The sequence below is a fragment of the Tigheibacillus halophilus genome (assembly GCF_042683165.1).
In the GTDB taxonomy this organism is placed as follows: domain Bacteria; phylum Bacillota; class Bacilli; order Bacillales; family Amphibacillaceae; genus Tigheibacillus; species Tigheibacillus halophilus.
The window spans coordinates 416,138-440,413 of the sequence record NZ_JBHUIZ010000003.1; the positions used below are offsets into that span (position 1 = coordinate 416,138).

The 24,276-nt window shown below is 43.1% G+C and carries 23 protein-coding genes; 14 read left to right on the forward strand and 9 right to left on the reverse strand.

Annotated features, from left to right (window positions below; translation table 11 throughout):
* Positions 1-190 precede the first annotated feature (190 nt).
* Positions 191-2,938 carry a UPF0182 family membrane protein gene (locus ACFSMW_RS02635; RefSeq protein ID WP_390352769.1) on the forward strand — a complete coding sequence of 916 codons (2,748 nt, stop codon included), beginning with the start codon at positions 191-193 and terminating at the stop codon, positions 2,936-2,938.
* A gap of 159 nt (positions 2,939-3,097) precedes the next feature.
* Complete coding sequence (locus tag ACFSMW_RS02640; protein ID WP_390352771.1) at positions 3,098-3,340, forward strand: PepSY domain-containing protein; 243 nt, start codon at positions 3,098-3,100, stop codon at positions 3,338-3,340.
* A 46-nt stretch (positions 3,341-3,386) separates the two neighbouring features.
* On the opposite strand, the gene ACFSMW_RS02645 is transcribed toward ACFSMW_RS02640, so the two are convergent.
* Positions 3,387-4,640, reverse strand: coding sequence for a DNA polymerase IV (locus ACFSMW_RS02645; protein ID WP_390352773.1), 1,254 nt, complete (start codon positions 4,638-4,640; stop codon positions 3,387-3,389).
* Positions 4,641-4,852: 212 nt separating this feature from the next.
* Here ACFSMW_RS02645 and ACFSMW_RS02650 point away from each other — a divergent pair, with 212 nt between their 5' ends.
* The 3 genes from ACFSMW_RS02650 (at position 4,853) to ACFSMW_RS02660 (ending at position 8,825) form a co-directional block, all read left to right on the forward strand.
* A complete protein-coding gene (locus ACFSMW_RS02650) occupies positions 4,853-6,016 on the forward strand; it encodes a hypothetical protein (protein WP_390352775.1) in 1,164 nt (387 codons plus the stop codon).
* Between the two features lie 101 nt (positions 6,017-6,117).
* The gene (locus ACFSMW_RS02655; protein WP_390352777.1) at positions 6,118-7,359 is read left to right on the forward strand and encodes a metal-dependent hydrolase family protein; all 1,242 of its coding nucleotides are present in this window, start codon (positions 6,118-6,120) and stop codon (positions 7,357-7,359) included.
* 170 nt (positions 7,360-7,529) lie between these two features.
* A complete protein-coding gene (locus ACFSMW_RS02660) occupies positions 7,530-8,825 on the forward strand; it encodes a M20 family metallo-hydrolase (RefSeq protein WP_390352779.1) in 1,296 nt (431 codons plus the stop codon).
* A 90-nt stretch (positions 8,826-8,915) separates the two neighbouring features.
* Here the strand turns inward: ACFSMW_RS02660 and ACFSMW_RS02665 are convergent, their stop codons facing one another.
* On the reverse strand, positions 8,916-9,056 hold the full coding sequence (locus ACFSMW_RS02665; RefSeq protein WP_390353892.1) for a YjcZ family sporulation protein: 141 nt from the start codon (positions 9,054-9,056) through the stop codon (positions 8,916-8,918).
* A gap of 494 nt (positions 9,057-9,550) precedes the next feature.
* On the opposite strand from ACFSMW_RS02665, the gene ACFSMW_RS02670 reads away from it, so the two are divergent.
* A complete protein-coding gene (locus tag ACFSMW_RS02670; RefSeq protein WP_390352781.1) occupies positions 9,551-9,793 on the forward strand; it encodes a hypothetical protein in 243 nt (80 codons plus the stop codon).
* Between the two features lie 292 nt (positions 9,794-10,085).
* Here the strand turns inward: ACFSMW_RS02670 and ACFSMW_RS02675 are convergent, their stop codons facing one another.
* The 3 genes from ACFSMW_RS02675 to ACFSMW_RS02685 all read right to left on the reverse strand — a co-directional run bounded on the left by ACFSMW_RS02675 (position 10,086) and on the right by ACFSMW_RS02685 (position 11,511).
* The gene (locus ACFSMW_RS02675; protein WP_390352783.1) at positions 10,086-10,232 is read right to left on the reverse strand and encodes a YjcZ family sporulation protein; all 147 of its coding nucleotides are present in this window, start codon (positions 10,230-10,232) and stop codon (positions 10,086-10,088) included.
* Between the two features lie 181 nt (positions 10,233-10,413).
* Positions 10,414-10,518: a YjcZ family sporulation protein gene (locus tag ACFSMW_RS02680; RefSeq protein WP_390352785.1), complete on the reverse strand. Its 105-nt coding sequence runs from the start codon at positions 10,516-10,518 to the stop codon at positions 10,414-10,416.
* A 216-nt stretch (positions 10,519-10,734) separates the two neighbouring features.
* Positions 10,735-11,511 carry a DUF2268 domain-containing putative Zn-dependent protease gene (locus ACFSMW_RS02685; RefSeq protein WP_390352787.1) on the reverse strand — a complete coding sequence of 259 codons (777 nt, stop codon included), beginning with the start codon at positions 11,509-11,511 and terminating at the stop codon, positions 10,735-10,737.
* A gap of 279 nt (positions 11,512-11,790) precedes the next feature.
* Here ACFSMW_RS02685 and ACFSMW_RS02690 point away from each other — a divergent pair, with 279 nt between their 5' ends.
* From ACFSMW_RS02690 to ACFSMW_RS02700, 3 genes are all read left to right on the forward strand, one after another.
* Positions 11,791-12,063, forward strand: coding sequence for a YppG family protein (locus ACFSMW_RS02690; RefSeq protein ID WP_390353893.1), 273 nt, complete (start codon positions 11,791-11,793; stop codon positions 12,061-12,063).
* Positions 12,064-12,150: 87 nt separating this feature from the next.
* Complete coding sequence (locus ACFSMW_RS02695) at positions 12,151-12,861, forward strand: methyltransferase domain-containing protein (protein WP_390352789.1); 711 nt, start codon at positions 12,151-12,153, stop codon at positions 12,859-12,861.
* Positions 12,862-12,934: 73 nt separating this feature from the next.
* On the forward strand, positions 12,935-13,378 hold the full coding sequence (locus ACFSMW_RS02700) for a GNAT family N-acetyltransferase (protein WP_390352791.1): 444 nt from the start codon (positions 12,935-12,937) through the stop codon (positions 13,376-13,378).
* 104 nt (positions 13,379-13,482) lie between these two features.
* Here the strand turns inward: ACFSMW_RS02700 and ACFSMW_RS02705 are convergent, their stop codons facing one another.
* Complete coding sequence (locus ACFSMW_RS02705) at positions 13,483-13,926, reverse strand: Hsp20/alpha crystallin family protein (protein ID WP_390352793.1); 444 nt, start codon at positions 13,924-13,926, stop codon at positions 13,483-13,485.
* Positions 13,927-14,070: 144 nt separating this feature from the next.
* Here ACFSMW_RS02705 and coaW point away from each other — a divergent pair, with 144 nt between their 5' ends.
* Positions 14,071-14,871, forward strand: coding sequence for a type II pantothenate kinase (gene coaW, locus ACFSMW_RS02710; RefSeq protein WP_390352795.1), 801 nt, complete (start codon positions 14,071-14,073; stop codon positions 14,869-14,871).
* Between the two features lie 96 nt (positions 14,872-14,967).
* Here the strand turns inward: coaW and ACFSMW_RS02715 are convergent, their stop codons facing one another.
* The 3 genes from ACFSMW_RS02715 to ACFSMW_RS02725 all read right to left on the reverse strand — a co-directional run bounded on the left by ACFSMW_RS02715 (position 14,968) and on the right by ACFSMW_RS02725 (position 19,639).
* Positions 14,968-16,938, reverse strand: coding sequence for an acetate--CoA ligase (locus tag ACFSMW_RS02715; protein WP_390352797.1), 1,971 nt, complete (start codon positions 16,936-16,938; stop codon positions 14,968-14,970).
* A gap of 551 nt (positions 16,939-17,489) precedes the next feature.
* Positions 17,490-19,043, reverse strand: coding sequence for a flotillin family protein (locus ACFSMW_RS02720; RefSeq protein ID WP_390352799.1), 1,554 nt, complete (start codon positions 19,041-19,043; stop codon positions 17,490-17,492).
* A 47-nt stretch (positions 19,044-19,090) separates the two neighbouring features.
* On the reverse strand, positions 19,091-19,639 hold the full coding sequence (locus tag ACFSMW_RS02725; protein WP_390352801.1) for an NfeD family membrane protein: 549 nt from the start codon (positions 19,637-19,639) through the stop codon (positions 19,091-19,093).
* A gap of 233 nt (positions 19,640-19,872) precedes the next feature.
* Between ACFSMW_RS02725 and ACFSMW_RS02730 the strand changes: the two genes are divergently transcribed.
* From ACFSMW_RS02730 to ACFSMW_RS02745, 4 genes are all read left to right on the forward strand, one after another.
* Positions 19,873-20,352 (forward strand): RNA polymerase sigma factor, encoded by a 480-nt coding sequence (locus ACFSMW_RS02730; RefSeq protein WP_390352803.1) that lies wholly within the window; start codon positions 19,873-19,875, stop codon positions 20,350-20,352.
* 118 nt (positions 20,353-20,470) lie between these two features.
* Positions 20,471-21,367, forward strand: coding sequence for an anti-sigma-V factor RsiV (gene rsiV, locus ACFSMW_RS02735; protein ID WP_390352805.1), 897 nt, complete (start codon positions 20,471-20,473; stop codon positions 21,365-21,367).
* A gap of 321 nt (positions 21,368-21,688) precedes the next feature.
* Entirely contained in the window at positions 21,689-22,216 is a 528-nt protein-coding gene (locus ACFSMW_RS02740; RefSeq protein WP_390352807.1) for an STM3941 family protein, read from the forward strand.
* 226 nt (positions 22,217-22,442) lie between these two features.
* Positions 22,443-24,152: a methyl-accepting chemotaxis protein gene (locus ACFSMW_RS02745; protein ID WP_390352808.1), complete on the forward strand. Its 1,710-nt coding sequence runs from the start codon at positions 22,443-22,445 to the stop codon at positions 24,150-24,152.
* Positions 24,153-24,276: the final 124 nt, after the last annotated feature.

Here is a 24,276-nt window from a genome sequence, read left to right on the forward strand (position 1 = left end):
TTGCACCTTTCATCCAGTTGAAACTTTTTTTGAACCAATTCGTATTACAAGCGGCAAGTGTCAGACGAATCTGATATGATGATAGTAAGCGGGGACCGCACTGTTGCCAGGTTTGGCTGCTGGCATAGCGAAAGAAGGTCAATGACTGCAGGTTGTTGGCTGAAAGATACATAGAATGAGGAGGGGCATATTGGATTATCGCGGAAATTTATCTGAGAAACAGATAAAAAAAATCAAAAAATTTGGCTGGGGATTCGGCATTGCCATCGCTGTTTTGATAGTATTGCTGACGGTTGTGCTATCAACGTTCCATTGGATCACGGACTATATTTGGATGGACTCACTCGGATTTGAAAAAGTTTATACTACGATATTGTCAAGCCGTATACTGCTTGGTTTGGCAGGTTTTGTCTTGTTTGCGGTACTGACATACTTCACCTTGTCATGGATCTTGCGGGTGTATGTGCATCATTTTGGCCCGCAATCTTTGCCGGGGTATTTTCCAAGTAAGAAACTCGGTGTGTTGATAAAGACAGTTATTTCTATTTTAGTTGGTGTCGTCGGCAGCGAGATTGTCAAGGGTGTAGGATGGGAGCCAACGCTCAAAGTACTGAAACATGCATCCTTTGGAAAAACAGATCCATATTTTCATATGGATGTTTCTTTTTACATGTTTATATTGCCATTCATGAAGTTCGTATTATTTGTATTACTTGGTTTAGCGATATTTTTCCTTTTGATTGAAATCGCAGCATACGCCATGTTCCATATATACAGAATGAACCGATCTGCACAGGTGCATATGGGATTGACACTTGGTATTGTAGGCATCCTGCTTGCCGCGCTTCATATACTTGGACCTTATGGCACAATGCTGACAGACCAGGTCAACATTTTTCAAAAAAGTGTTGTGCATGGTCTAAGCTACACGGATAAATTGATCAATAATCCGGCATCTTACGTTTTAGCAGCTGTCGCTATTCTAGGTACAATTTGGATGATCATGGCGATGGTCCGTGGAAAACTAGAATCGATGGCTGTACCAATTGTTGTCTATCTTGGCGTTGTCATTTTGGCGCAAGGCGCTTCGGTCATCGTGCAGAGCTTTGTGGTGTCGCCAAATGAGTTTTCCAAAGAGAAGCCGTTTTTGGAGCATAATTTGAATTATACAAAAGCTGCTTACAGTTTGGATGACATAACCGTCAAGGAAAACCCCGGCAATGATTCACTGGATGAGGATATGATCAAGCGTAACCAGCTCACGATTGACAACGTAAGGCTGAATGATTCCCGTCCATTGCATGATATTTATAACCAGCTTCAGACGTTCCGGACTTATTATGAATTCAACGATATGGATATCGACCGCTATCGTATCGATGGTGATTATCAACAGGTTTTTGTCGGTGCAAGGGAACTGAGCACGGACGATTTGCCCGCACAGGCTAAAACTTGGGTGAACCGTACGCTGAGATATACCCATGGCTATGGGGTAGCCATGAGCCATGTTAACAAGGTGACTAGTCAAGGGCAGCCGGAATATATGATAAAGAATCTCCCGCCAGAGGGGGTTTTGGACATCAAACGTCCACAAATTTATTTTGGGGAAGAGGATTATCCTAATGTCATCGTCAATTCCAAAGTGAAAGAGTTTGACTATCCATCCGGCGATGACAATAAATCAAATGAATATCAGGCGCGTACCGGCATTCCACTGAAAGGAATCAATCGCTTCCTGTTCGCAATCAAGGAAGGCTCCGTACGCATGATTACATCCGAACAGCTGACGAAAAAAAGTCAATTTATGGAAACGCGTAATATCGTGGATCGTGTAAAGCGGATCGCTCCGTTTTTCGATTATGACGATGATCCATATTTGTTCGTTCGCAAAGATGGCACACTCTCTTGGATGATTGATGCTTATCTGAAGGCGGACAGTTATCCGTACGCTGAGCCACATCAGGGAAATCAAAACTATGTACGCAATGCGGTGAAAGTGACCATTGATGCATATACTGGAGAGGTTAAATTCTATGTAGTCGAGCCGAAAGATCCGTTGCTGCAAACATACATGAAGATTTTTCCGGAACTTTTCACAAAAGATATCCCTGCGGATGTGCGGGACCATTTCCGCTATCCGGAAGACTTGTTTAAAATTCAGGCGAAAATGTACGGCACTTATCATATGTCCAATCTGGAAGTATTTTATAACAGGGAAGATTTCTGGCAGTTCCCGACAGAAAAGTATTTCAATGAGGACATTACGATGGAGCCTTACTATATCACGATGAAACTGCCGGAAAATGATAAGGAAGAGTTTATTCTTATGCAGCCATATACCCCGAAGAAGCGTCAGAACATGATTTCCTGGATCGGTGTTCGTAATGACAGGGAACATTATGGCGAAATGTTTGTTTATCGTTTTCCGAAACAGAAAAATATTTACGGGCCACAGCAGATAGAAAATCGAATCAACCAGGATAGTGTGATTTCACAACAACTGAACCTGTGGGCACAGGGGGGTTCTGATGTCATTCGCGGGAACTTGCTGGCAATTCCGATGGAAGACACAGTACTGTATGTCGAGCCTGTATATATTGAATCATCCAATGAAACTTCGCTTCCTGAAGTGAAGCAAGTGATTATGGCATATGGTGATCATATCGTGATGGAAAGCACGTTTGAAAAATCACTTGATAAGATTCTTGCGATGATTGACCCCGATCACAAAACGGGGAAAAAAGAGGAAGACAAAGAAAATGAAAAAACAAAAGGAGGGGAAAAAGAAGAGAAAGCCCCTTCTCAAGATGCACAGACCCAGTTGCATAATATTGCAGAGCTGTTTGATGATTACCAGAAAGCCGCTTCCGAAGGTGATTGGGAAAAGGCAGGAAAAATCATGGCAGATATTCAAAATGAATTGGAAAAGATTAAATAACCGAATAGGGTGTAGTATGCATTTGCAAGTGCTCAACTTCAGGGGGAGCACTTGCTTTTTTTGCGTAAGAAAATAGAATTCCTTTTTTCTGTATATAGGCACTTTTCTTTTGACGTGACATAGGATGATACGAATAGAGGAAAAAAGGAGCTGGGCCAAATGTTTTATGATGGCTATTATTACCCTCCTGTCAACGGATATTCCGGCATGAGACGGGTTACGATAGAAGAGGCGATGCATACGGCGCTGCAACAGGTACCTGGGCAGGTTATCAAAATCGAACTGGATACGGAACATGGTATTCAAGTGTATGAAGTAGATATTGTGACTGCCCAGGGCGTGAAATACGAGGTGAATGTCGCGGTAGATACAGGGGAAATTGTCAATATTGAATTGGATTGAACGTATTTTTTTGCACCTGTCACTAAACATAAAACCGGGGGTCATGTCATGCGAAATGGCCCCCGATTTTTTTACTGCGATCGATCGCTATCCCTCCCGGCAGATAACTCGATGCCCGTAAAATGGCAGTAGATCCGTATTTTTCCCGAATATTGTCCATGACAAAACCAAGATTTTTACGTTTAGAGATGTCTTCGAACAGATTCAATTGTGTCTGATCATCGTCATATAAATGTCCCAGAGTGACGTACACTCTGCGAATGCTGCTGCTTCCATCGTAAAATGTTCGGAACAGCTGCATACAGACTTCATACATATCCATTGTGATATTTGTTGGTGTAATGATGGATCGGGAACGGCTGAAGCCGCCGCTGCTCTCTTTGGAATAGCCAATGCCAAGATGAATGGTTTTGCCTGCTTGTTTTGCTGTTCTGGCACGGCGGCAGGTTTCTTCACATAATTCGAGAATGCAGATTCCTATTTCTGATTCGCTATAATCGCGCAGCAGTGTCATGCCATGACCAAAACTTTTTTGTTCTGTTTTTATAAAATCGCCGAAAACTGGACTAAGGTCTATGCCCCAAGCATGCCAATACAATTGTTCCCCCATGACGCCAAAACGCTTTTTTAAATATTTCAAGTCTGAGCCGGCAAGCTGTCCCAGTGTGATGATTCCCATACGGTTCAGGTTTTTTTTCATCCGGTTGCCTATACCCCAGATTTTTTCAATAGGAGCAGGCCACAATTTTTCAGAGACATCTTCATATCTGCATACAGCAATACCTTGCTTTTTTGCGTGCAAATCCATGACGACTTTAGCCAGGAATTTATTATCTCCTATTCCAATGGAGCAAGTAATACCAAAGCTTTCCAGAATCTCTGCCCTGATTTTGCGAGCGATCTGGCAAGGGTCGCCGAATAGTTTTTCAAGTCCATTGACAGTTACCCAGATTTCATCAATAGAATAAGGGTGTATCGCTTCTTTTGGCGCATACTCCATTAATAGCTTGGTGATTTCAACGGAAACATGAATGTAATCCCCCATATGCGCTTGGACGATGATGAGTGCGGGATCATGTATAGGCAGCTCAAAAAAACGGCTGACATTGCTGATACCATACTTTTCCTTTAAAGCTGGGGAGGCGGCAAGGACAATACTTCCTGATCTATTTGGATCGCCGACCACAGCAAGTAACGCTTTCATCGGATCTAAGCCGAGCTTGACGGCTTCCACACTGGCATAAAAAGAACGCATATCGATGCATAATACATCATTTCTTGGATAAGCAGTGTAGTCCATTTTGTCTCTCCTCCCGCAGGAACGTTTGTTCTCATTATATGCAACCCAGCTTGTAATAACAATGGTAATTTTTTCTGGATTATACCTTCTGACAAGTGAAAACAAGTATCGTCAGGAATAGTGAAAAAATAATGGACATACTGAATTTATAGTGATATATTACATATCATCACGAATTATTTATCTCATCACGATTCACAGGAGGAAGGCGAATGTTAAGTAACCCATTAATTGCAACTGTATGCATTTTTGCTTTAATCGCGCTTGGGGAGATGCTGTCCATCATTTCCCGGGCAAGAATTCCTATGTTGCTGACAGCTATGGTCGGCTATCTGATTTGTATCTGGACAGGCATTTTCCCAAAAGATATCATGGACAAATCAACATTCGCCGCGCTGGGAGCCATTTTGATTGGTCCGGCGATTACACACATGGGTACACTGATTCCATTTTCACTGCTAAAGAGCCAATACAAAGCGGTATTGATAGCGCTGGGAGGTGTAGTCGTTTCCGGTTTGCTCATTCTGGGACTTATCACACTTTTCTTTGATTATCCCACTGCGGTGGCTGGTGTAGGTCCAATCAGCGGAGGGATTATCGCACTATTGATCACCTCTGAAAAATTACAGGCGCTTGGACTTACCAGCTTGGTTGTCATCCCGGCACTTGTTGTTGCTTTCCAAGGTGTGATGGGGATGCCACTAGCAATGAATTTCATGCGTAAATATGCATTTAAAATGCAGCAAGCCATGGATAGCGGCACATTCATGCCAATGGTCCAGGAAGACGAGACCGCTGCCATGAGTGAGAAGGAACAACATCCGATCAGGCAAAGTATGACGATTAAATTATTTGTAGTTTTTGTCGGTGCAGCAATCGGGGTCATGCTCGGTGAACTGACGCCAATCCATTACAGCCTTTGGTGCCTGGCTATCGGTATTATTGGTACCAAGACCGGGCTGCTGGAAGAAAAGTCTTTGGAAAGAGCCAATTCATTCACGATTACGATGATTGCTATTATCTTTGTTGTTATCGGTACAATGGCGGATGTGACACCAAGCGAGGTGCTGCACAATCTGCCAGCCATTCTGGCCATTTTGATTATTGGTACAGCAGGCATTGCATTGGGCGGATATATCATGTCGAAGCTGATGAAATGGGATCCGTATAAAGGTATGCCGGTAGCTCTTACTGCATTATTCGGCTTTCCGGGTGATTATTTACTATGTGAAGAAGTCAGCAGAAGCATGGCAAGAAATAAAAAGGAGGAAAAACTTATCTTCAATGAACTGCTGGCACCGATGCTGATTGGCGGATTCACCACTGTAACAGTCGCGTCTGTCATTGTTGCCGGTATTCTGATACAAACATTGTGAAGCAAATGAATTACAAGTAAATTTTAAATACGTTTCAATAAAAAGAATATATTTTTTCAGAACAGTTAATTTGACAAACAATAATGAAAGAGGGATGAAAAATGAGCAAAACAATCATTAGGAATGGCCTATTCATTGACGGCAATGGGGGAGAACCGCAAAAAGACGCCACCGTCGTGGTTGAAGATGAAAAGATAATATACGCCGGTTCAACAGACGGGTATGAGGCAACAGGAAATGAAAAAGTCATTGATGCGGCAGGCGGAGCGATCTTGCCGGGCTTCATAGACACACATGTCCATATGATGATGGAATATAAATCGGTCGCCGACAGGCTCGCGACCCCATTTTCTTTCAACTTTTATCAAGCAGCAGAATATTTAAAGACAACATTGCATGCTGGTATCACTTCGGTCAGAGATGCGCTTGGGACTGACCTTGGTGTGAAAAAAGCAGTTGAAGAAGGATTGATCGCTGGTCCAAGGTTGCAATTAAGCATCAACGCCTTGACCATTACCGGCGGTCACGGTGATGGTTATACGGTATCAGGCAACGTTTTGGATTTGCAAGCGCAGGATTATCCGGGAATGCCGAGCGGCAAATGTGATGGTAAGGAGGAAGTCCGCAAAAAAGTCCGTGAGATGCTCCGTGCGGGTGCGGAAGTCATTAAAGTCCATGCTACCGGCGGGGTGTTGAGTGCGACAGACCATCCAGAATTCACGCAATTTTCGCCTGAGGAGCTGGCAGTAATCGTGGAAGAGGCTAAGTTCCGCAAAGGGGTTAAAGTGATGGCGCATGCCCAAGGCGCAGAGGGAATCAAAAATGCAGTCAAAGCTGGGATCCATTCCATAGAACATGGCATTTTTCTTGATGATGAAGCAATTGAATTAATGCTCGAAAATGGTACGTTCTTAGTACCGACCTTATTGGCTCCAGTCGCTGTTTTGGAAACAGCTAAAGATGTAGGAATGCCTGATACAGCAGTGCAAAAATCCAAAGAAGTGATTGAAGCACACAAGGCAAGCTTCACGAAAGCTTATAAGGCCGGTGTGAAAATCGCAATGGGAACTGATGCCGGTGTGATGAAGCATGGGACAAATTTGCGGGAGCTTGCCTTGATGACCGAAGGAGGCATGTCACCGATGGAAGCGATTGTTGCTACGACAAAAACAGCGGCAGCGTGTTTGGGGTGGCAGGACCGCCTAGGCACTATTGAAGAGGGAAAACTGGCTGATATCATTGTAGTGAAAGGAAATCCTTTAGAAAATATTGAATCGCTTGCGGATAATAACAATATCCAGGTTGTTGTAAAAAATGGAAAAGTAGAGAAAAACATATTGTAAGGCAGAGCATAACTATACCGTAAAACAAAAGATGGTATCATGCCTATCTTGATGATACTATCTTTTTGTTGCGGTACGAAGGAGAAAGTTGCTGTACCATATTGCCAGGAACGCCTCTGCGTTATTGGTGCATGAAAGCTTTCAGCAAGGTGCATAAAGGAGGAGAAGACATGTGGCCGACAGATACATTTTTACAAGATAAATTATTAAAAAACTATGACCCGGCTTTCGATAGGGAAGGGCTTTCCGGCAAGCGAGTCGCCAAACGCTTTAATGAATTGGCCAGGATAGGACTGACGGCAGAAAATGGCTCTAATCGTCCTGGTTACACCTCTGAGGAAAGAGAAGCGAAAAGGCTGGTCTCTGGCTGGATGAGGCAGGCGGGGCTGGCGGTACGTGAGGATGGTGCAGGTAATATATTCGGTATACTGGAAGGCAAAAATCCAGACATTCCAGCTATCGTGGCTGGTTCGCATGTGGACAGTGTACCTAATGGCGGTCATTTTGATGGTACACTTGGGGTCATTGCTGCGATGGAAGTGGCGGAAGCTTGGCTGCAAACTGGATTTGTTCCGGAAAGAAATTATGAAATTGCTGTTTTCTCAGATGAAGAGGGGGCGCGTTTTAATGGCGGGTTAAACGGCAGTGAAGCTGTCACTGGCAATTATGAGCTTGCTGCAAAGCGCCAGCTCAGGGATTCTCAGGGATTAAGCTTTCGGGAAGTATTGGAGCAAAACGGGCTGGATGAGGAAAGCTATGTTATGGCAAAACGCGCGCCTGATGATATTTCCTTGTATGTAGAAACTCATATAGAGCAAGGAAAACGCTTGGAAAAAGCGGATTTGCCTTGTGGGATTGTCACTGGCATAGCCGGCCCTTGTTGGATTGAATTCACTTTTACAGGTGAAGCCGGACATGCAGGAAATACACCAATGTCTGATCGAAAAGACGCCCTTGTTGCGGCAAGTACGTTTGTTACAGCTGTGAATAAATTACCCGCAACGTTCAGCGAAACAGCAGTAGCTACCGTTGGCAAGCAGGAAATTTCTCCAAACGGTGTGAATGTCATCCCGGGTGCAGTAACACTGTATGTAGATATACGTGATATCCATTTGGAAGCGCGGGATGCATTAGTGGCAGAAATTAAAGCGGCTGCGGAAGAAATTGCAAAAGATTACGATGTGAAGGTCAGCAGCAAAGAAACTCTCCGTGTTGAGCCTGTCCCAATTGCAGAGGAAACACAGCAGTTATTAGCTGATGCCTTGGAGGAACTTGGTATCAAACCGTTCAGGCTGCCTAGCGGTGCAGGTCACGATGCGATGATTATCGGCGCAATGGTACCGATCGCCATGTTATTCACAAAAAGCAGGGATGGCATCAGTCATAGCCCTGAAGAATGGTCTGATTTGAATGATTGTATGCGAACCATTCATGTGATGCAAAGGTTTATTGAAAAAAGCCAGTGAATTTTCTTTTACAATGAACAGAGAAATATAGATATTCATTCAGTGGAGGATGAATGCCTCCACTGAATGAAGCTTACCCATGTTTTTTCATTAGCACCAGCAAGCACCAACGATAATCAACAGGATGAATAACACCACGATTAATGCAAAGCCTCTGCCGCCGCCACCGCAGCTAACCGGTTGTGCGTAGTTTTGGCATCCGCATCCATATCCCATTCCGAAGCCCATAATTATCCCCCCTTTCAAAGCTGAGAATACATTTGTATGCATGTGTGATAACAGTGAATGATGTTTGGCGTACTGAGCAGTTCTCATAAGATGCATCATCATCACTATCATATTTTCATAGACAGGCATGTGTGAATCCGACTGATTGGCAATACAAGAACCCGCAGACAATGCATGTGACGAAGAACCTAGAGTGAGCGTCAATGGGCAGGGCAGCTGGCACCACAGCCTGAACCCAGCTATTGCATGAAAATGATTATGATTCACATCTTGGGTCTTCGTATACAATTAATATATGTGCCCCAGACAGATGTGACTGGGGCATCTGTCACGATTTGCAAAAAATGCGGAGAATAGGCAATGGAAAAAAGAAGGAGATTCCGCAATGATACAACGGTCTTAGCAGTATCCGCTAAACACCTGGTCCGTTTATCCCTTACGCCTTTCATTGAACCATCATAAACTGTCGTAAGCTCATAAATAATGGGGGTGGAAGGATGTCAGCTGAGCATTATTATGGACTTTGCAATCGATATAGAGGCAAAGCGGTAGAAATCAGGACACGGGATGGCAGGGTTCATCGCGGGATTATCCAGCACGTTGACCGAAGAATGGTTTATTTGCGCCCGTTAGGGAATACTCGCGGTTATAATTACGGTTGGGGCTGGGGTGGTTTTGGCTGGGGGGTTGCCCTTGGTGCAATAGGCACATTGGCCGTACTGCCTTGGCTTTTCTGGTAATTCGATGAAAGCAGATAGATATTATATCTATCTGCTTTTTTGCATATGTGTTAGGGATAAATGAGGCCTTTTCAAATATCACAGTGGATGAATATATAGCGAATTACAACAGGGAAGGCTTGTCCCAAAAACAAAGGGTCAGTCTCTCACTGCTGCCATCTGCTTATTGCATAGAAACAGATGATGACAGCCTGATGAGGGAACAGACCCTGGTGAAACATGACCCCTTAAGCAAAGGGGACCTGGAAAAGTTGTCAAAATTTCTCCAGGTTCTCATGCTTCTCTTATTGGCTTAGCACCATGCAGCGCCAACGATGATCAAAAGAATGAACAATACGACAATCAGCGCGAACCCTCTGCCAGCGCCACCGCCGCCATAGTAGGCAGGCTGTTGGTATCCACCGCCGCAGCCGCAGCCGCCAAATCCTCCGAAGCCCATATATAATCCCCCTTTCAATGGTTTCTGTTTAGCATACGTAGGAAGCATCAAGAGTGTTAAGCGAAAACGGTCCAGTTAAAGCGAACGTGATCATCTCTTGTTTGCTCTGAATGCAACATCACGATGTGGTTCAGCTTTTTACATGATACATTGTGAGGCACTTTTTCTACAGTTGTTTAGATTACCAGCCTACATATGCGCTCCCGACAATAATCAAAAGAATAAAAAGCACGACAATAAGGGCAAAGCCACCGCCGTAGCCTGCACCTCCAACACCTTCACTCATCCAAGATCACCTCCAGCTCCTTTTGTCATTATCATATGTGAGTGTCTCCACTTTGACAGGGATAAATATCACGTTTTTTGGATTTTCAAAGTGGGACTATATCTGGCTGGAAAATTCGTGTTCATAAAAGCAGAATGGAATACCGCAGGAGTTGAATTTGTATATGGCCAATTATCGTGGCATAGACGATAAGCTGCTGCAAAGCGGTATAAAGCATCAGCCCCCTGCAAGTTGATAGGAAGGGGTATGCAGCAATTCTTTGGAAGAGCTCTTATGTTTCTGGATATATTTTTCCACGAGGAAATATCCGACACAATAACCGAGCATTTTGGGGTAAAGACCTGTGCCAAACAGCAGATCAAAGTGCTTATGCCGAAATTTGGGCAAGTCCTTGTTCGGTTTGACCCACTTTTTCCAAAAGCCATCCAATTGTTTCGAAGAATAATAGGATGTCCAACCCGCCAAGTGTGCTTTTCCGACTTGTTCGCTGACAGCATGTTCAGCCAGCCCCTCCATGATGATGGAATCGATCAGGCGGTTATTCGCTTCGTTTTTTGAAAAAAGTTTCATCCTACAGACATGATTGTATTCATGAGTAAACAATGCCTGTATATCCTCTTTCTCATTATAATCTGAGACGAACAGAAAAATTTTATCAGGAAACGTAATTCCGGCTTTTCCATGAAAGTCCCGTTGAATCATACGATTTTGCGGGTCCGCGGGAAAAATGAAGATGGGGACATCAGGACCTTCCCAAAGTTTCTGCAAATGTTTCCTCTGCTCATCGACTATTTTCCAAACATGTTGGTGATGCATTTTGTCTACCATATCTTTATTTTCGCTAGCAGGCCTGTGGTACATGCCATTACTGGTTAGATAATAATGAATATCCTGCGGTGAACTATCTTGGAAATATGGTTTCAACCGTTTGCAAAGACTGATAGGATCATCGTAACTGTCCAGCAGCCATTCATCTGTTTGCATGATGCCCATAGTTATTCCTCTCTTTCTATTCGATGCAGTTAGCAGCCAATATCAAAAATACTTCAACTGATAACGCGTCGTCATTGCTACACCATATGATGAAGGAAAAAGAAACGATACCAGATGGAAAGCTGAAATAATACGTTTTTGCATAAATTTCTGCTGCTAATATAGGGGAATGGCCTTCTCGTTTTAAAACCCTTCGAATAAGCTGTGTTATGAAAGTTATGGAAAGGAGGATTTCGCATGCAATTATTCAATAAGCCTCCACGCCAAATGCCCCGTGCAATGCCACCTGGGCCAGGATTCAGAAGGCCTGCGGCTCCACAGAACCCGTTTTTCGGGAGGCCTCAAAGGTATATGCAAAATCGGCAGGCTCCACAGGGGCAGCAAAGGCTTCAATCAATGGGACAGAAGGCGAATGGTCTGATGTCGTCATTCATGACTGAGGATGGAAATATGGACTTCGGTAAAATATCGCAAACAGTTTCCCAAGTGCACGGTATTTATGGGCAGGTCAAACCGATGATCAGTCCATTGATTTCCCGCTTTATAAAATAGAGATTGCCCATTATTTTATGTAACAAGGCTCCCCCGTGTTTCATATGGTGAAAAATAAAATCATTTTTTACAGAGAGCGGGAATAAAATGGAACAAACCTATTTAGATTGCTTGGCCAAATTAGGTGTGGGTGGAGCACATCCCGGCGGTTTGCAGCTTAGCAGGCAGCTTTTGTCGAAAGAGGATATTCATGCAGATATGTCTATTTTGGATGTCGGCTGCGGGACTGGGCAGACAGTATCCTATATTGCACAACATTATCCATGTCGTGTAATCGCAATGGACAACGATGAACGAATGGTAAAAAAATGCAAACAACGGATTGCAGAGAATGGCTTGTCTATTGATATCACTCAGAATAATGCAGAAAACTTGCCACTTTCGGATAACACCATAGATATTATCCTGGCAGAATCCATCATTGCTTTTACCGATGCTGAACAGACAATTAAGGAATTCAGAAGGGTTTTAAAGCCGGGTGGCCGTATGCTTGCCATTGAGGTCTCCAAGCTTGGATTACTGCAGCCGGAAGAAGAAAAGATGATTTGTGATTTTTATGGATTTACCAGCCTGCGGACCTCATATGAATGGCACAGCCTTCTTACAGCGGGAGGATTTTCGGAAATAGATATGCGGGAGTCGAGTATAGCATTCATACAATTAGATCCGGAAGACGCACCGGACTTTCGGATAGATAATGATATTGAAACAGAATGCTTTGATATGTTGGGCGAACATGAACACTTGACGAAGGCTTACCAGGATGAGTTATCATACCAAGTCTTCCGCTGTAAGTGAATTACCAATTCATAGCGCTAATACGATAAATGACGGTATATTAAACGAAGAAATGACAGGAGCTGTTGTATAAATGGAGATTCGCAGAGCTACATTTAAAGAAGTGCAAAAAATACGCAAGCATGCCCTTTCTGTTTTGAAGGAATCAACCATGGACAGGGTAAGGCCATCGATTGAAAAAGCACGTCATATGACATCAGCTTCTCTGGATGGAAGTTCGTATTATCTGGTTTATGTGGAGGAAAGCGAAATCAAGGGGTGGGCCGCAATAGGAGCGACTTTTGATTTTTATACAGATAAGATGGTTGGTATCATTACGGAGTTATATGTATTCCCGGAAGAGCGAAGGAAGGGGATTGCGAAGAAATTATGCAGACAATCATGCAACCATCTACAAAACAAAGGATTCCAAAAAGTACAATTAAATGTGTTCGCAGGGAACGATGCCATAAAATTGTATGAAAAACTCGGTTTTTATGAAGTATCACGCCTGCTGGAAAAAAAACTGCATGACTAAACAAGACTGGCAGCAGCGTTGTCAGTCTTGTTGTCGATAAAAAGGCATGGAATTTTTTTCTGTGCGCAGCAACGAAATTATTCATAAAGAGATAGAGGAATACATTAGACATCGATGTCAATAAAACGGCGATTAGCGTTTTGTTTTGGAATAACAATCTTCAACAGACCATTTTTGAAAGATGCAGTTGTTTCATCTTCAGGGATATCAAATGGAAGGGTTACTGTCCTTTCCATTTTTTGCTGGGATTTTTTTAGAAAATCGCCATTATTATTGAATATCTTATTCACATTGTCTACTGTGATTCTTAATTGATTGCCGAAAATTTCAATAGCAATCTGATTGCGGTTATAACCCGGAAGTTCGGATTCGATGATGAAACTGTCATGAGTTTCCCTTGTTTGCAGCTGAAATGGCCTGAAGTGGAACACGTCATTCATCTGTCTGAAGGACTGATTAAAAAATGTATCCATATGCGAGATGAAATCACGAAACGGGGACATATCAATATCAAATTTTTTCGATGGATCATTGTTGTTCTCAGTCATTAGATATCACTCCTATTTATCGTGGATGTAAACAAAGCTCGGATTCATCATTAAGATATGCAAGTGAGCAAAAAAAGTCCGGGCGGATGTTTATGTTATAATGTCAACAACACAGACAGCCCATGAGGGAAGGGGATTGAAGAAATGAAAAGGAGAATTGGAATCGATGCTGGTGGCACGTTGACCAAACTGGTATATAGTGAACGAAACCGTTTGCATTTTAAAACCTATCAAATGGATGAGACTAGTGAATTGATTAATTGGCTAAATATGGTGGGTGATGACTGTGAACTATGTCTGACAGGCGGGAAGGCTCCGCAAGTGGAAAAGAAATCGATGCGGACTTGGCGGCACATAGATGAGTTCACGGCATTGGTGAGCGGCACACAGTATTTGTTGGAAACTGAACAAAGGTCATCTATCAAGGAATATATATTGGTTAATATAGGGACAGGAACTTCTTTTTTTTATGTCACCCCCGATGGGTTTGAACGTTTGCTTGGCAGTGGCTTAGGCGGTGGGACATTGCTTGGACTCGGAAGGCTGCTGACTGGCAGCGAAGACTTCCGTGATTTGACAGCAATGGCTACAGAAGGAGACAGCAGCCGGATAGATTTGCTTGTGAAAGATATCTATCAAGGAGATACTCCGCTTATGGATGGATTGACCGCGGCAAATTTCGGCAAAGCTTATTCGCAGAAGGTGATTGCAGCAGATCGGGCAGCGGGCTTGTTCAGAATGATTGGCGAAAATTTGCTCCTATTGGCTAGCCAGGCAGCCATGTTGAAACAAAGTAAGTATATTGTATTTATTGGCAGCACATTGAAGAGCAATGCCCCTTTGAAGAAAATACTGGCAGGTTTCAAAGATATGCTGCCGTTGGAGAAGGTTTTCCCGGAAAAAGGTTCACATGCTGGTGCACTGGGAGCATGGCTGGATAGATAGGGGAATGGCAGGAGAGAAAGGGAGCTCCTGCCATTGAAGGTGTAAGCTAAAGAGCATGGCGAGGGTATCACCTGCTCTTAAAAACAAATATCGAAATCAGCCATGTAACGTTGTTTTTTTATTGGTAATTTCCTGGATATGCTTCACAGTGGAAGGGTCCTCGAGTCCTGTCACATCTCCCGCGACCGTCCCGCTTGTGACAACTTCTTTCAAAAGCCGGCGCATGATTTTTCCGCTGACTGTTTTAGGCAGTGTTTCAGCAATAATGATATCACCTGGCTGGGCGATCTTGCCTATCTGTGTCACGATGCTGTTGCGAACAGATTCTTTTATCTTGTCATCTGCTTTATGACCATCAGCCAAGCGAATAAACACAAGGGGAACTTCGCCTTTGATTTTATCAGGGACGCCAATTACGGCCGCTTCTGATATACCCTTGACTTCAAGCACACAGCTTTCCATTTCCATTGTGCTTAGGCGATGTCCTGCAACATTGATGGCGTCATCAGAACGGCCGACTACCCAGAAATGACCATCCTCATCTTTTATCGCCAAATCACTGGCAAAATAAGATCCGTCAACCTGGCTGTAGTAGGAGTTATAATATCGTTCTGGTTCCTTCCACAGTGTGCGGCAAAGCATTGGAAAGGGGCTGCGAATAACTAAATTCCCCAATGTGTTCGGCGGCAGCGAGTTTCCCGCCTCATCCACAACATCCATATCCGCTCCTAAAAATTGCAGCCCCGCCGATCCGGGTTTCATAGGCGTCAGCCAGGCAGCCCCAGCAAGCGGTGTTCCTGCAGTTTCGGTTTGCCCCCAAGTATTGTTAACACAAATTCGTTCTTTTCCAAGCACTTTATATGTCCAATTCCACGTTTCCGGGTCGAATGGTTCGCCGACGAGCGAAATGACGTCCAAGGATGACAGGTCGTATTTTGAGAGCTCCGCTTCTCCCATACTTTTTAGCATACGTAATGCGGTAGGCGCGGTGAATAATTTGTTGATACGATATTTCTCAATCATTTCATAAAAACGTCCCTTGGCGGGGTAGTCCGGCGCACCTTCATATACAATGGTTGTCACGCCGTTAGCTAAGGCGCCTGCAATACCCCAAATATGCATGGTCAGCCAGCCGATATCCGCTGAGCACCAAAAGACATCATCTTCATGGTGATCCATATGATATTTTCCATAAATGTAGTTCTGCAACACAAATGCGATACCGGAATGGACCACACCTTTGGGCTTGCCAGTCGTCCCGCTTGTGTAGAAAACAATTCCTGGTTCATTTGCTTCTATACGTTCAGGCTCACAATTGATACTTGCTGTCCTTCGCAGTTCATGCCAATAATAATCGCGATTTTCAGTCATTGGAATATCTGTGTGAAGTCTGTCTACTACGATTACACCATGTAGTGATGCAATATTGGGCACAACCTTGTCCGCTTTTGTTTTTAGTGCGATTATTTTGCCACGGCGCTGGGTAGCGTCCGCTGTCACAAGCACTTTCGGTTCAAATTGGACGAGCCTGTCTTCTAAGGATTTCTCCGAAAAGCCGGAAAAAATCGCATTATACACTGCGCCAATTCGAAAACACGCCAGTACCGCGATGAAAGCTTCTGCTAAATTGGGAAGAAAGATGGCTACGCCATCCCCTTTTTTAACACCAAAATCCTTTAAAACATTGGCGAAACGGTTTACTTCAGCAAGCAGCATGTTATATGTATAGAAGCCTGTATCACCATTCTCTCCTTCCCAGATTAATGCACATCGATTTCCAGCCCCATTCTCTATATGGCGGTCGAGCAAATTGACACAGGGATTGCTGATGCCATTAACAAAAAACTTAAAATCCGGCAATGAGCCGCTGATAGTCTCTGTCCATGGCTCATACCAAACAAGCTCTTTTGCCACATCGCTCCAGAATTTCTCGGGCTCCTGGCAAGATTTCTCAAGCAATTCCATGAAAGCCTCGGTGCTTCCCAGACTGGTCTCTTCCGATTTATTTTTATCTGGATGGACAAGTCGGCTGTTGTCGATAACTTGCAAAATACCATTCAAATCCATTGGCTTCACCCTCCATGTATGATTGTGTGGAAAACGCTTACAAAAAGCTGTTTGAAAACAAAAAAATGAGTTGAATTCAAGTATTGTATGTTACTAATCAAGTTACTATTATTCTTATTATATACAAAATTTCAAATAAATGAAATGATAAGCAAAACTTTGCACTCAAGCATAGAAACAAGCAGGTGATATACTATGATAAGCTAAGAAATAAAGCAGTAATCGATGTTTTGGGTCCTTGCCCCGGGCATCATTTTTCTGTTTAAAATATATAAGAAAGGATCTTTACCTGGAGAAGTGACTACACATGCAGGTGAAACGGAGGGATCACAGTGTCAATATGAAGCAAGCCGGTAGTGATTCATACCTAACTTTCGGCTGTGATCAGCCTATTCGATTAGAATCGATTACTTTACTGCTGCGAGGAGCCCGCAAATAGCGGATCAAAAGTGAAGAGCTTGCAGAACAAACGAGGTTGATAATCTGGTAATGCAAACATACACCGCCTTGGCGGTGTATGTATTTTATATGGTTTCGATATCTCGAATATATCATTGTTCTTTTCTGTCGGCAATATCAGCTGCCAGCTGTTCGCCGCTATCTTCTACTTCATAACGTAATGGATTGCTGCGATCGAAATCATGTTGTCGTTTACCGGAAATGTTTTCTAACAAATCTTTTACATCAATTCCTGCCGAGGCTTTTAATGATTCCTGCAAAGTCGCCATCAGGTTAGTGGCATATCCGCTCACCTTGTTTGCGCCGCCATTGCTGTCACTGCTGCCTGTATCTACTACGGTAATAGAGTCGATGTTGGATAGCGGACTTGCAACCTGTTTCGCGTATTCAGGCAGCATCTTCATCATCATATCCAGGATAGCCGCTTCGCCATATTGTTCGAAAGCTTCTGCGATTTTTCGTTTGGCTTCGGCTTCGGCCAATCCTTTCAGGCGAATGACTTCTGCTTGTGACTCACCCTGCGCACGTTCTGCATCAGCTTTTGCTACACCATCGATCCTGACTTTTTCGGCTCCGGCTTTTGCTTCTGCCTCGATTCGATATTTGTTAGCATCCGCGTCTGCAATTTGTTTGGCTTTTTCAGCGACAGCAGCCTGTTCCACTGCATAGCGATCTGCGTCGGCCTTCTTTTTAACCTCGGAATCGTATTGGCGTTCACGGCGTTGTATCTCTTTTTCTTCCAGTTCGATTTGTTTTTCACGTTCTATAATCTTGATTTGCATTTGCTGTTCTGTGACTTCCTGCTGTGACCTGGCAGTTTCCAAATCATAAGCCTGATCGGCTCGTGCTTTGGCTCTGTCTTGCTCCCTGCGGTATTCCGCCGTTTTTAACTGATTTTCCTTTTCCGCCTCGGCAATTTCTGTGGCACGTTCAAGCTCTGCACGTTTCGCATCTTTGGCGGCCTCAGCCTGCTTGATTCGTGTTTCTTTTTCAGCTTCAGCTGTCGCAATATCTGCATCGCGTTTGACTTGTGCAATTCTTGGCTTACCAAGAGATTCCAGATAACCATTTTTATCCTGCACATCTTTAATTGTGAAGGAAACGATGATTAATCCCATTTTTGCCAGGTCTTGTGAAGCGACACGCTGGACTTCTTGTGAAAATTTGTCGCGATTTTTATAGATTTCTTCCACTGTCATGGAGCCCAGAATGGAACGAAGATGACCTTCCAATACTTCCTTTGCTTCATTTTCACGGTCTTCTTTGGATTTACCCAGGAATTGCTCTGCGGCGGTGGCGATTTCTTCAATGGATCCGCCGATTTTGATAATAGCTGTTCCATCTGCCGCAACAGGAACGCCTTGTTCGGTGTACACTTCCGGAGTAGTTACATCCAATTTGCTTGAAAGCAGACTGAGTGGCTGTGCCTGCTGAAAAACCGGCAGGACAAACGTACCTCCCCCGCGAATGATTTTTACTTTGTTTCCGGATTCATCGCGGTGGACGTTTTTTCCACCCAGATAGCTTCCAGTGACAATCAATGCTTCATCAGGTCCTGCGGTGCGGTATTTTGTAATGAATAATCCCAATAAAGCAAGCACTAGTACCGCAGCAATGCCGATGATAATCCAAATACCTTCAAACATTTATTTTCCCCCTCTTGTCGAGATGTCGTATATAAATGGAATCTGTCTCATGTACCAGATTCGGGCGCATCCAAATCATCTTCATATGGGACAACATAAAGTACTCCTTGTCTGGTTTCCAAAACCAGCACTCTCCGGCCTTCTTGGATGGCACGCTGCTCATAACTTGCAGCAGGTTTGGATATTATGCCGCTCTTGCTCTGGATGAAAATCTCCCCGAATCCATTTTCCGGAATGGAGATGATTAGCTTGCCAACCCGGCCAACAAGTGACTCTTCGGTATAGCCAAGTGATTCCTCTGCCGAAGCGAGCGGGACAAGCACGAAAACATGCAGCACTGTTGTAAGCGCCAGCGAAATAACTGCGGAAACAGCCATGATAATCCAACTGGATAATCCGGTGGCCCATTCCAGTATATAACCTGTTGCACTGAAGAAAATAATGAAAGCAAGAATAATCACTGGATTTAAAAAGACAGAGACTTCTCCAACCGCTTCCAAGACATCACCGAATAGCAGATATAAAATGGTAAAGACACCGGCGATGATCAGTAACCAAACATAGATGTCCGCAATCGGATAATCAAAAACTGTCATATGTACCACACCCTTTGGACTGGACTATCTCCATTTATAATACTATTACGTATCTATCATACCAAAAGTTTCAAAAAATTTTTCCTGTATTGAAAAATGAAATGTTATTTTTGAAAACTTTTTTTGTTGCTCATTCGTCTTATCTGTGATGTGAAGATTTATGCATGAAATGTATCATCGGGCAGATAGTAGAACGCCTGCCAGCTTAAGCAATAAAAGGAGCCTTATTCTTCATGAAGAAACAAAGAACAGACAAATTTGTTGAATATATAAAAGAAAATAAAGCGGCTATCTATCGTTTGGCCTACAGCTATGTAAAAAATGAACAGGATGCGTTAGACATCGTGCAGGATGCTATACACAAGGCGATTACTTCCTTGGATACATTAAAAGATGCAGATGCGATGAAGAGTTGGTTTTATCGAATAGTCATTAATACCGCATTGGATTTCTACCGTAAAAACAAGAAGATCATGCCGATGGATGACCAAATACTGGAAATAATGCAGCAGGGAAAACGAGATGCCTACCAAAACTTGGATTTGAATAAAGCATTGGATGAACTGCCATTCAAGTATAAAAGTATCATCATCCTGAAATTCTTTGAGGACCTGAAAATTGCGGATATCGCCGCTATTTTGCATGAGAATCAAAGTACAATTAAAACCCGACTTTATAAAGCTCTGAAGTTACTGCGTGTAAAAATGGAATGAATGATAGCGTATGTTTACATTCTGGAGAAATGCCTGTAAAAGTGCAATGAAGATGTTCGCTAACCCTAATGCGAATGCGAGTTTTCTATAAAAAGCAAGTTGAGGAGACGAATGTGATATGGATAGAAAGTTGAAACAATTAAAGGATGCTTATGAGCGTATACCTATTCCTGATGAATTGGATGAAGTCATTGAAAAAGCGCTGCGGCAGAATGGTTCCCGTCATAAACGCTCCTACCCATATAAATGGATATTCGGATCAGTGGCAGCAATATTCCTCCTATTCGCCGCAACCTTGAATGCGAGTTCTGCCTTAGCTGAAAGTCTGGCAAAAGTTCCTGTACTTGGGCCGATCGTCAAAGTGGTCACAATCAGAGAGATCAAAGAAGACCGCGGAAATTATCATGCAGATATCAATACGCCACACCTGGAAGGATTGCATGATAAAAAACTGAGCCAAAGCCTTAATGAAAAATATATGCAAGAAAGCAGGGAATTATATGAACAGTTCAAGGAGGAAACGGACGGCAAATCCTTGAAAGGACATATGGCGGTCGATTCAGGATTCAAGGTCAAGACGGATGATGCAACATTGCTCTCCATTGAAAGATATGTGGAAAGAACACAAGCTTCTTCCGAGACGAAATTATACTATGACACAATCGATAAGAAAAATGGGCTGCTTCTCAAGCTGCCGATGCTGTTTAAAAACCATGACTATGTCCAAGTGATCAGCCAAAACATCAAGACGCAGATGCAGGAACAAATGGACAATGACCCAAATAAAATATATTGGCTGCCTGGCTATGACAAAGAAACGGATGAAGAGCTCACATCGGACGAAATGTTTCAGCAAATTGATGCTAATCAAACGTTTTATATCAATAAGCAGCATAAACTCGTCATCGTATTTAACGATTATGATGTCGCGCCAGGCTATATGGGGACAGTGGCGTTTGTCATCCCGACAAAAACGATTGCTGATTTGCTTGTTGGCAATGGTTATATTCGATGACTGAAGCAAAGGAGAGCTGCAACATGCGTCGTTCCTGCCATTATTTTAAAAAAATATGCAGGTTATTCACCATCGAACAGTGGCTTGTTCTAATCATTGGTATTGTGCTAGTATGCATCTCGACAATTAAGTAAGAGTGATGTTTAAAAAAGTGACAGTATGCTGTGTTGCGATAAAAGCAATTGGAAATCTCTCAGGTTGTCCGCATGTTCTAAAAAGGATATGCGAACAAACCTTTTTGTTTGATATCCCTGAAGGGGGACTTTGGACCCTTGCAGCTAGATAAGCATCGTATGTATGATATAGAAAAAAGGATGAGGTATGGTGGGGGATTTTGTCATTTTTCCCAAAAGGAAAAGGATGATCGTGCTTACTGTTTTTTCTATTATTTTCATGTTACTCGGGGTCTTATTTATTATCGGAGCGACAACAGATGAAAGCAGTGCCAGCATGGCAATACTGCTGCTTATAGGTGTTTTGTGCATTGTTTTTTTCGGTTTCGGTGCTACTTATTTTATCTATGTGCTCATCAAGCGAAAGCCTGCGATGATTGTTACGAGGGAAGGAATTATTGATCACTCCAGTTTTATTGAAGCCGGCCTGGTAAAATGGGAAGAGATTGCCGATCTGCAAATTTATCAGTATGGGGGCCAGGTTTTCCTGGGAATTTTCACACATGATCCGAATTTGATAATCAATCGCACAAAAGGTATTAAAAAAGCATTGAACGCCGTAAACAAAAAGTTGATCGATGCACAGGTTAATATTCCAGTGAAAAACTTGAACTGTGACATAGATGAACTGATGCACACGATTGGTACGAGGTGGGAACAAAGTTCACAAATGTAATCATGGGATGCTGAAGATGTCTATAAGGCCGTTTCTTTTTTGGAGGCAATGGCCGATGCAAGGAATTTGTCTTCGCCATAATAACAGAGGTATTCGCTGTATGCTTGGCGAATATCTTTATTTTTATATTATCAGGTCAAAAGAACCATTTTCCCTCTTTAAATGGAAGGGCTTTCTGTCGATATATATGGCAAAGAGACAAAATATAGTGAGATGAGGGATAAGGGTGGGGGAGAAAAAACGTTTTCGTAATATACCAATCAGCAAAAAGTATGGATTGGTATATATGGTCATTTTATTATTGTTTGTGGTTTCAGCCGGAATTGTGTTCCAATTGGTCCAAGGTATCGGTGGGAAAATCGAGACATTAAACCAAAAGTCAAAGCTTTCTAAGGATTTAATAGAAATCGGGTCCCTGGAGAGAGAAAAGGGATTCCAAATTGTCAGCTACTATCAAACCGGCGACAGCATACATAGTAAGGCGTATGATCAGCATAGCCGACAATTCAACCAATTAAGGGAAAGTATAGAAGCAAAGATCCAAGGTAAAGAAAACCAGAAAGAATTTGAAGCTGTCATAGACCATAACCTGGAATTGGATCGATTGATGGAGAACTATATTCGTCCCGCAGTTTCTTCTCAAAACCAGAGTGCAGCGGATATGTATGTTACACAAGCTGATAATATTCTTTCAGATAGCATTTCAAAGCTGAAAAATTTGACCAAACGTCTGAACATAGATGAACAAACAGCGACAAAAGATGTCGACCAGAAAAAAAGTGAAACATTATTTGTATTGATCATTGCTTTCTTACTGTCATTGGCTGCCGGCTGTCTGCTGCTGGTTTTGGTAAATCGAAGCATAACAAAAAATTTAAATAAAATAGTAAATACAAGTTACAAAATCGCACAGGGAGACTTGACTGTCGAATCTATGGGTTACCAAGGAAAAGATGAAATTGGCAAACTTTCTTATTCTATGAATGCCGTTCTGAAGCATTTGCAATCCATGATCGGACAAATGACCGCAGTCTCACGGACACTTGATAGACAGAGCTCAGCGCTGCATCAATCTGCAACGGAAGTGAAAGGTGGCTCTGAACAAATCGCAGGCTCGATGCATGAACTTGCAGCTGGTGCAGAAGAGCAGGCTAACCATTCACAAAGTCTTTTGCTCCAAATGAAAGACTTTACGCAGCAAGTGCAGACATCCAGTAACCACGGTGCTTTGATTGAACAGGCTTCTGGTGAGGTACTGGCAATGTCTCAGGAAGGAAGCGAGTTGATGGATGCGTCCACGAAACAGATGACAGTGATTGACGGGATCATGAAAGAAGCAGTGGAAAAAGTCAAGGGTCTCGATACACAGTCGCAAAGGATATCGCAGCTCGTCCATGTGATCAAGGAAATAGCTGATCAGACCAATTTGCTTGCACTAAATGCGGCCATTGAGGCAGCAAGAGCAGGAGAGCATGGCCGGGGATTTGCTGTTGTTGCCGATGAGGTTCGCAAACTGGCAGAACAGGTATCTGTATCTGTGACGGACATAACAGATATAGTTTCGAACATTCAACAGGAATCAGCCTCTGTCACCCTTTCATTGGACGCAGGCTATGAAGAAGTCACGAAGGGAGCAAGTCAAATCAAAACAACCAGTGACACATTCAGTGGTATTGATATTTTTGTCTCTGAAATGGCAAATAATATTAAAGAAGTGACGGGCAATCTGGTTCAGATGGCCGACTCCAGTCAAGAAATGGAAAAAGCGCTGGCAGAAATTGCTGCAATCTCTGAAGAAACCTCTGCCCAGGTCGAGGAAACCTCTGCCTCTTCCCAACAGTCAAGCGCCACTATGGAAGAAGTGACACAAAGTGCTGAACAACTGGCTGATTTGGCGGAACAACAAGGCCAGTTGCTGAAAACTTTTCGTATATGACAAGAGGAGTTCCGGACCTGTCTTTCCGGATGCCTCAGATAACATTGACGTCCAATAAAATTATATATATAATAAATCTGACAATGATAAAGGGGTGACACTGGGCAGATGAAATATTAATCCT

Bases quoted from the DNA above. Each gene is read 5' to 3' on its own strand.
- ACFSMW_RS02640 (WP_390352771.1), top strand. From the start codon at position 3,098: ATGTTTTATGATGGCTATTATTACCCTCCTGTCAACGGATATTCCGGC.
- ACFSMW_RS02645 (WP_390352773.1), bottom strand. From the start codon at position 4,640: ATGGACTACACTGCTTATCCAAGAAATGATGTATTATGCATCGATATG.
- ACFSMW_RS02650 (WP_390352775.1), top strand. From the start codon at position 4,853: ATGTTAAGTAACCCATTAATTGCAACTGTATGCATTTTTGCTTTAATC.
- ACFSMW_RS02655 (WP_390352777.1), top strand. From the start codon at position 6,118: ATGAGCAAAACAATCATTAGGAATGGCCTATTCATTGACGGCAATGGG.
- ACFSMW_RS02660 (WP_390352779.1), top strand. From the start codon at position 7,530: ATGTGGCCGACAGATACATTTTTACAAGATAAATTATTAAAAAACTAT.
- ACFSMW_RS02670 (WP_390352781.1), top strand. From the start codon at position 9,551: ATGTCAGCTGAGCATTATTATGGACTTTGCAATCGATATAGAGGCAAA.
- ACFSMW_RS02675 (WP_390352783.1), bottom strand. From the start codon at position 10,232: ATGGGCTTCGGAGGATTTGGCGGCTGCGGCTGCGGCGGTGGATACCAA.
- ACFSMW_RS02680 (WP_390352785.1), bottom strand. From the start codon at position 10,518: ATGAGTGAAGGTGTTGGAGGTGCAGGCTACGGCGGTGGCTTTGCCCTT.
- ACFSMW_RS02685 (WP_390352787.1), bottom strand. From the start codon at position 11,511: ATGGGCATCATGCAAACAGATGAATGGCTGCTGGACAGTTACGATGAT.
- ACFSMW_RS02690 (WP_390353893.1), top strand. From the start codon at position 11,791: ATGCCACCTGGGCCAGGATTCAGAAGGCCTGCGGCTCCACAGAACCCG.
- ACFSMW_RS02695 (WP_390352789.1), top strand. From the start codon at position 12,151: ATGGAACAAACCTATTTAGATTGCTTGGCCAAATTAGGTGTGGGTGGA.
- ACFSMW_RS02700 (WP_390352791.1), top strand. From the start codon at position 12,935: ATGGAGATTCGCAGAGCTACATTTAAAGAAGTGCAAAAAATACGCAAG.
- ACFSMW_RS02705 (WP_390352793.1), bottom strand. From the start codon at position 13,926: ATGACTGAGAACAACAATGATCCATCGAAAAAATTTGATATTGATATG.
- coaW (WP_390352795.1), top strand. From the start codon at position 14,071: ATGAAAAGGAGAATTGGAATCGATGCTGGTGGCACGTTGACCAAACTG.
- ACFSMW_RS02715 (WP_390352797.1), bottom strand. From the start codon at position 16,938: ATGGATTTGAATGGTATTTTGCAAGTTATCGACAACAGCCGACTTGTC.
- ACFSMW_RS02720 (WP_390352799.1), bottom strand. From the start codon at position 19,043: ATGTTTGAAGGTATTTGGATTATCATCGGCATTGCTGCGGTACTAGTG.
- ACFSMW_RS02725 (WP_390352801.1), bottom strand. From the start codon at position 19,639: ATGACAGTTTTTGATTATCCGATTGCGGACATCTATGTTTGGTTACTG.
- ACFSMW_RS02730 (WP_390352803.1), top strand. From the start codon at position 19,873: ATGAAGAAACAAAGAACAGACAAATTTGTTGAATATATAAAAGAAAAT.
- rsiV (WP_390352805.1), top strand. From the start codon at position 20,471: ATGGATAGAAAGTTGAAACAATTAAAGGATGCTTATGAGCGTATACCT.
- ACFSMW_RS02740 (WP_390352807.1), top strand. From the start codon at position 21,689: ATGGTGGGGGATTTTGTCATTTTTCCCAAAAGGAAAAGGATGATCGTG.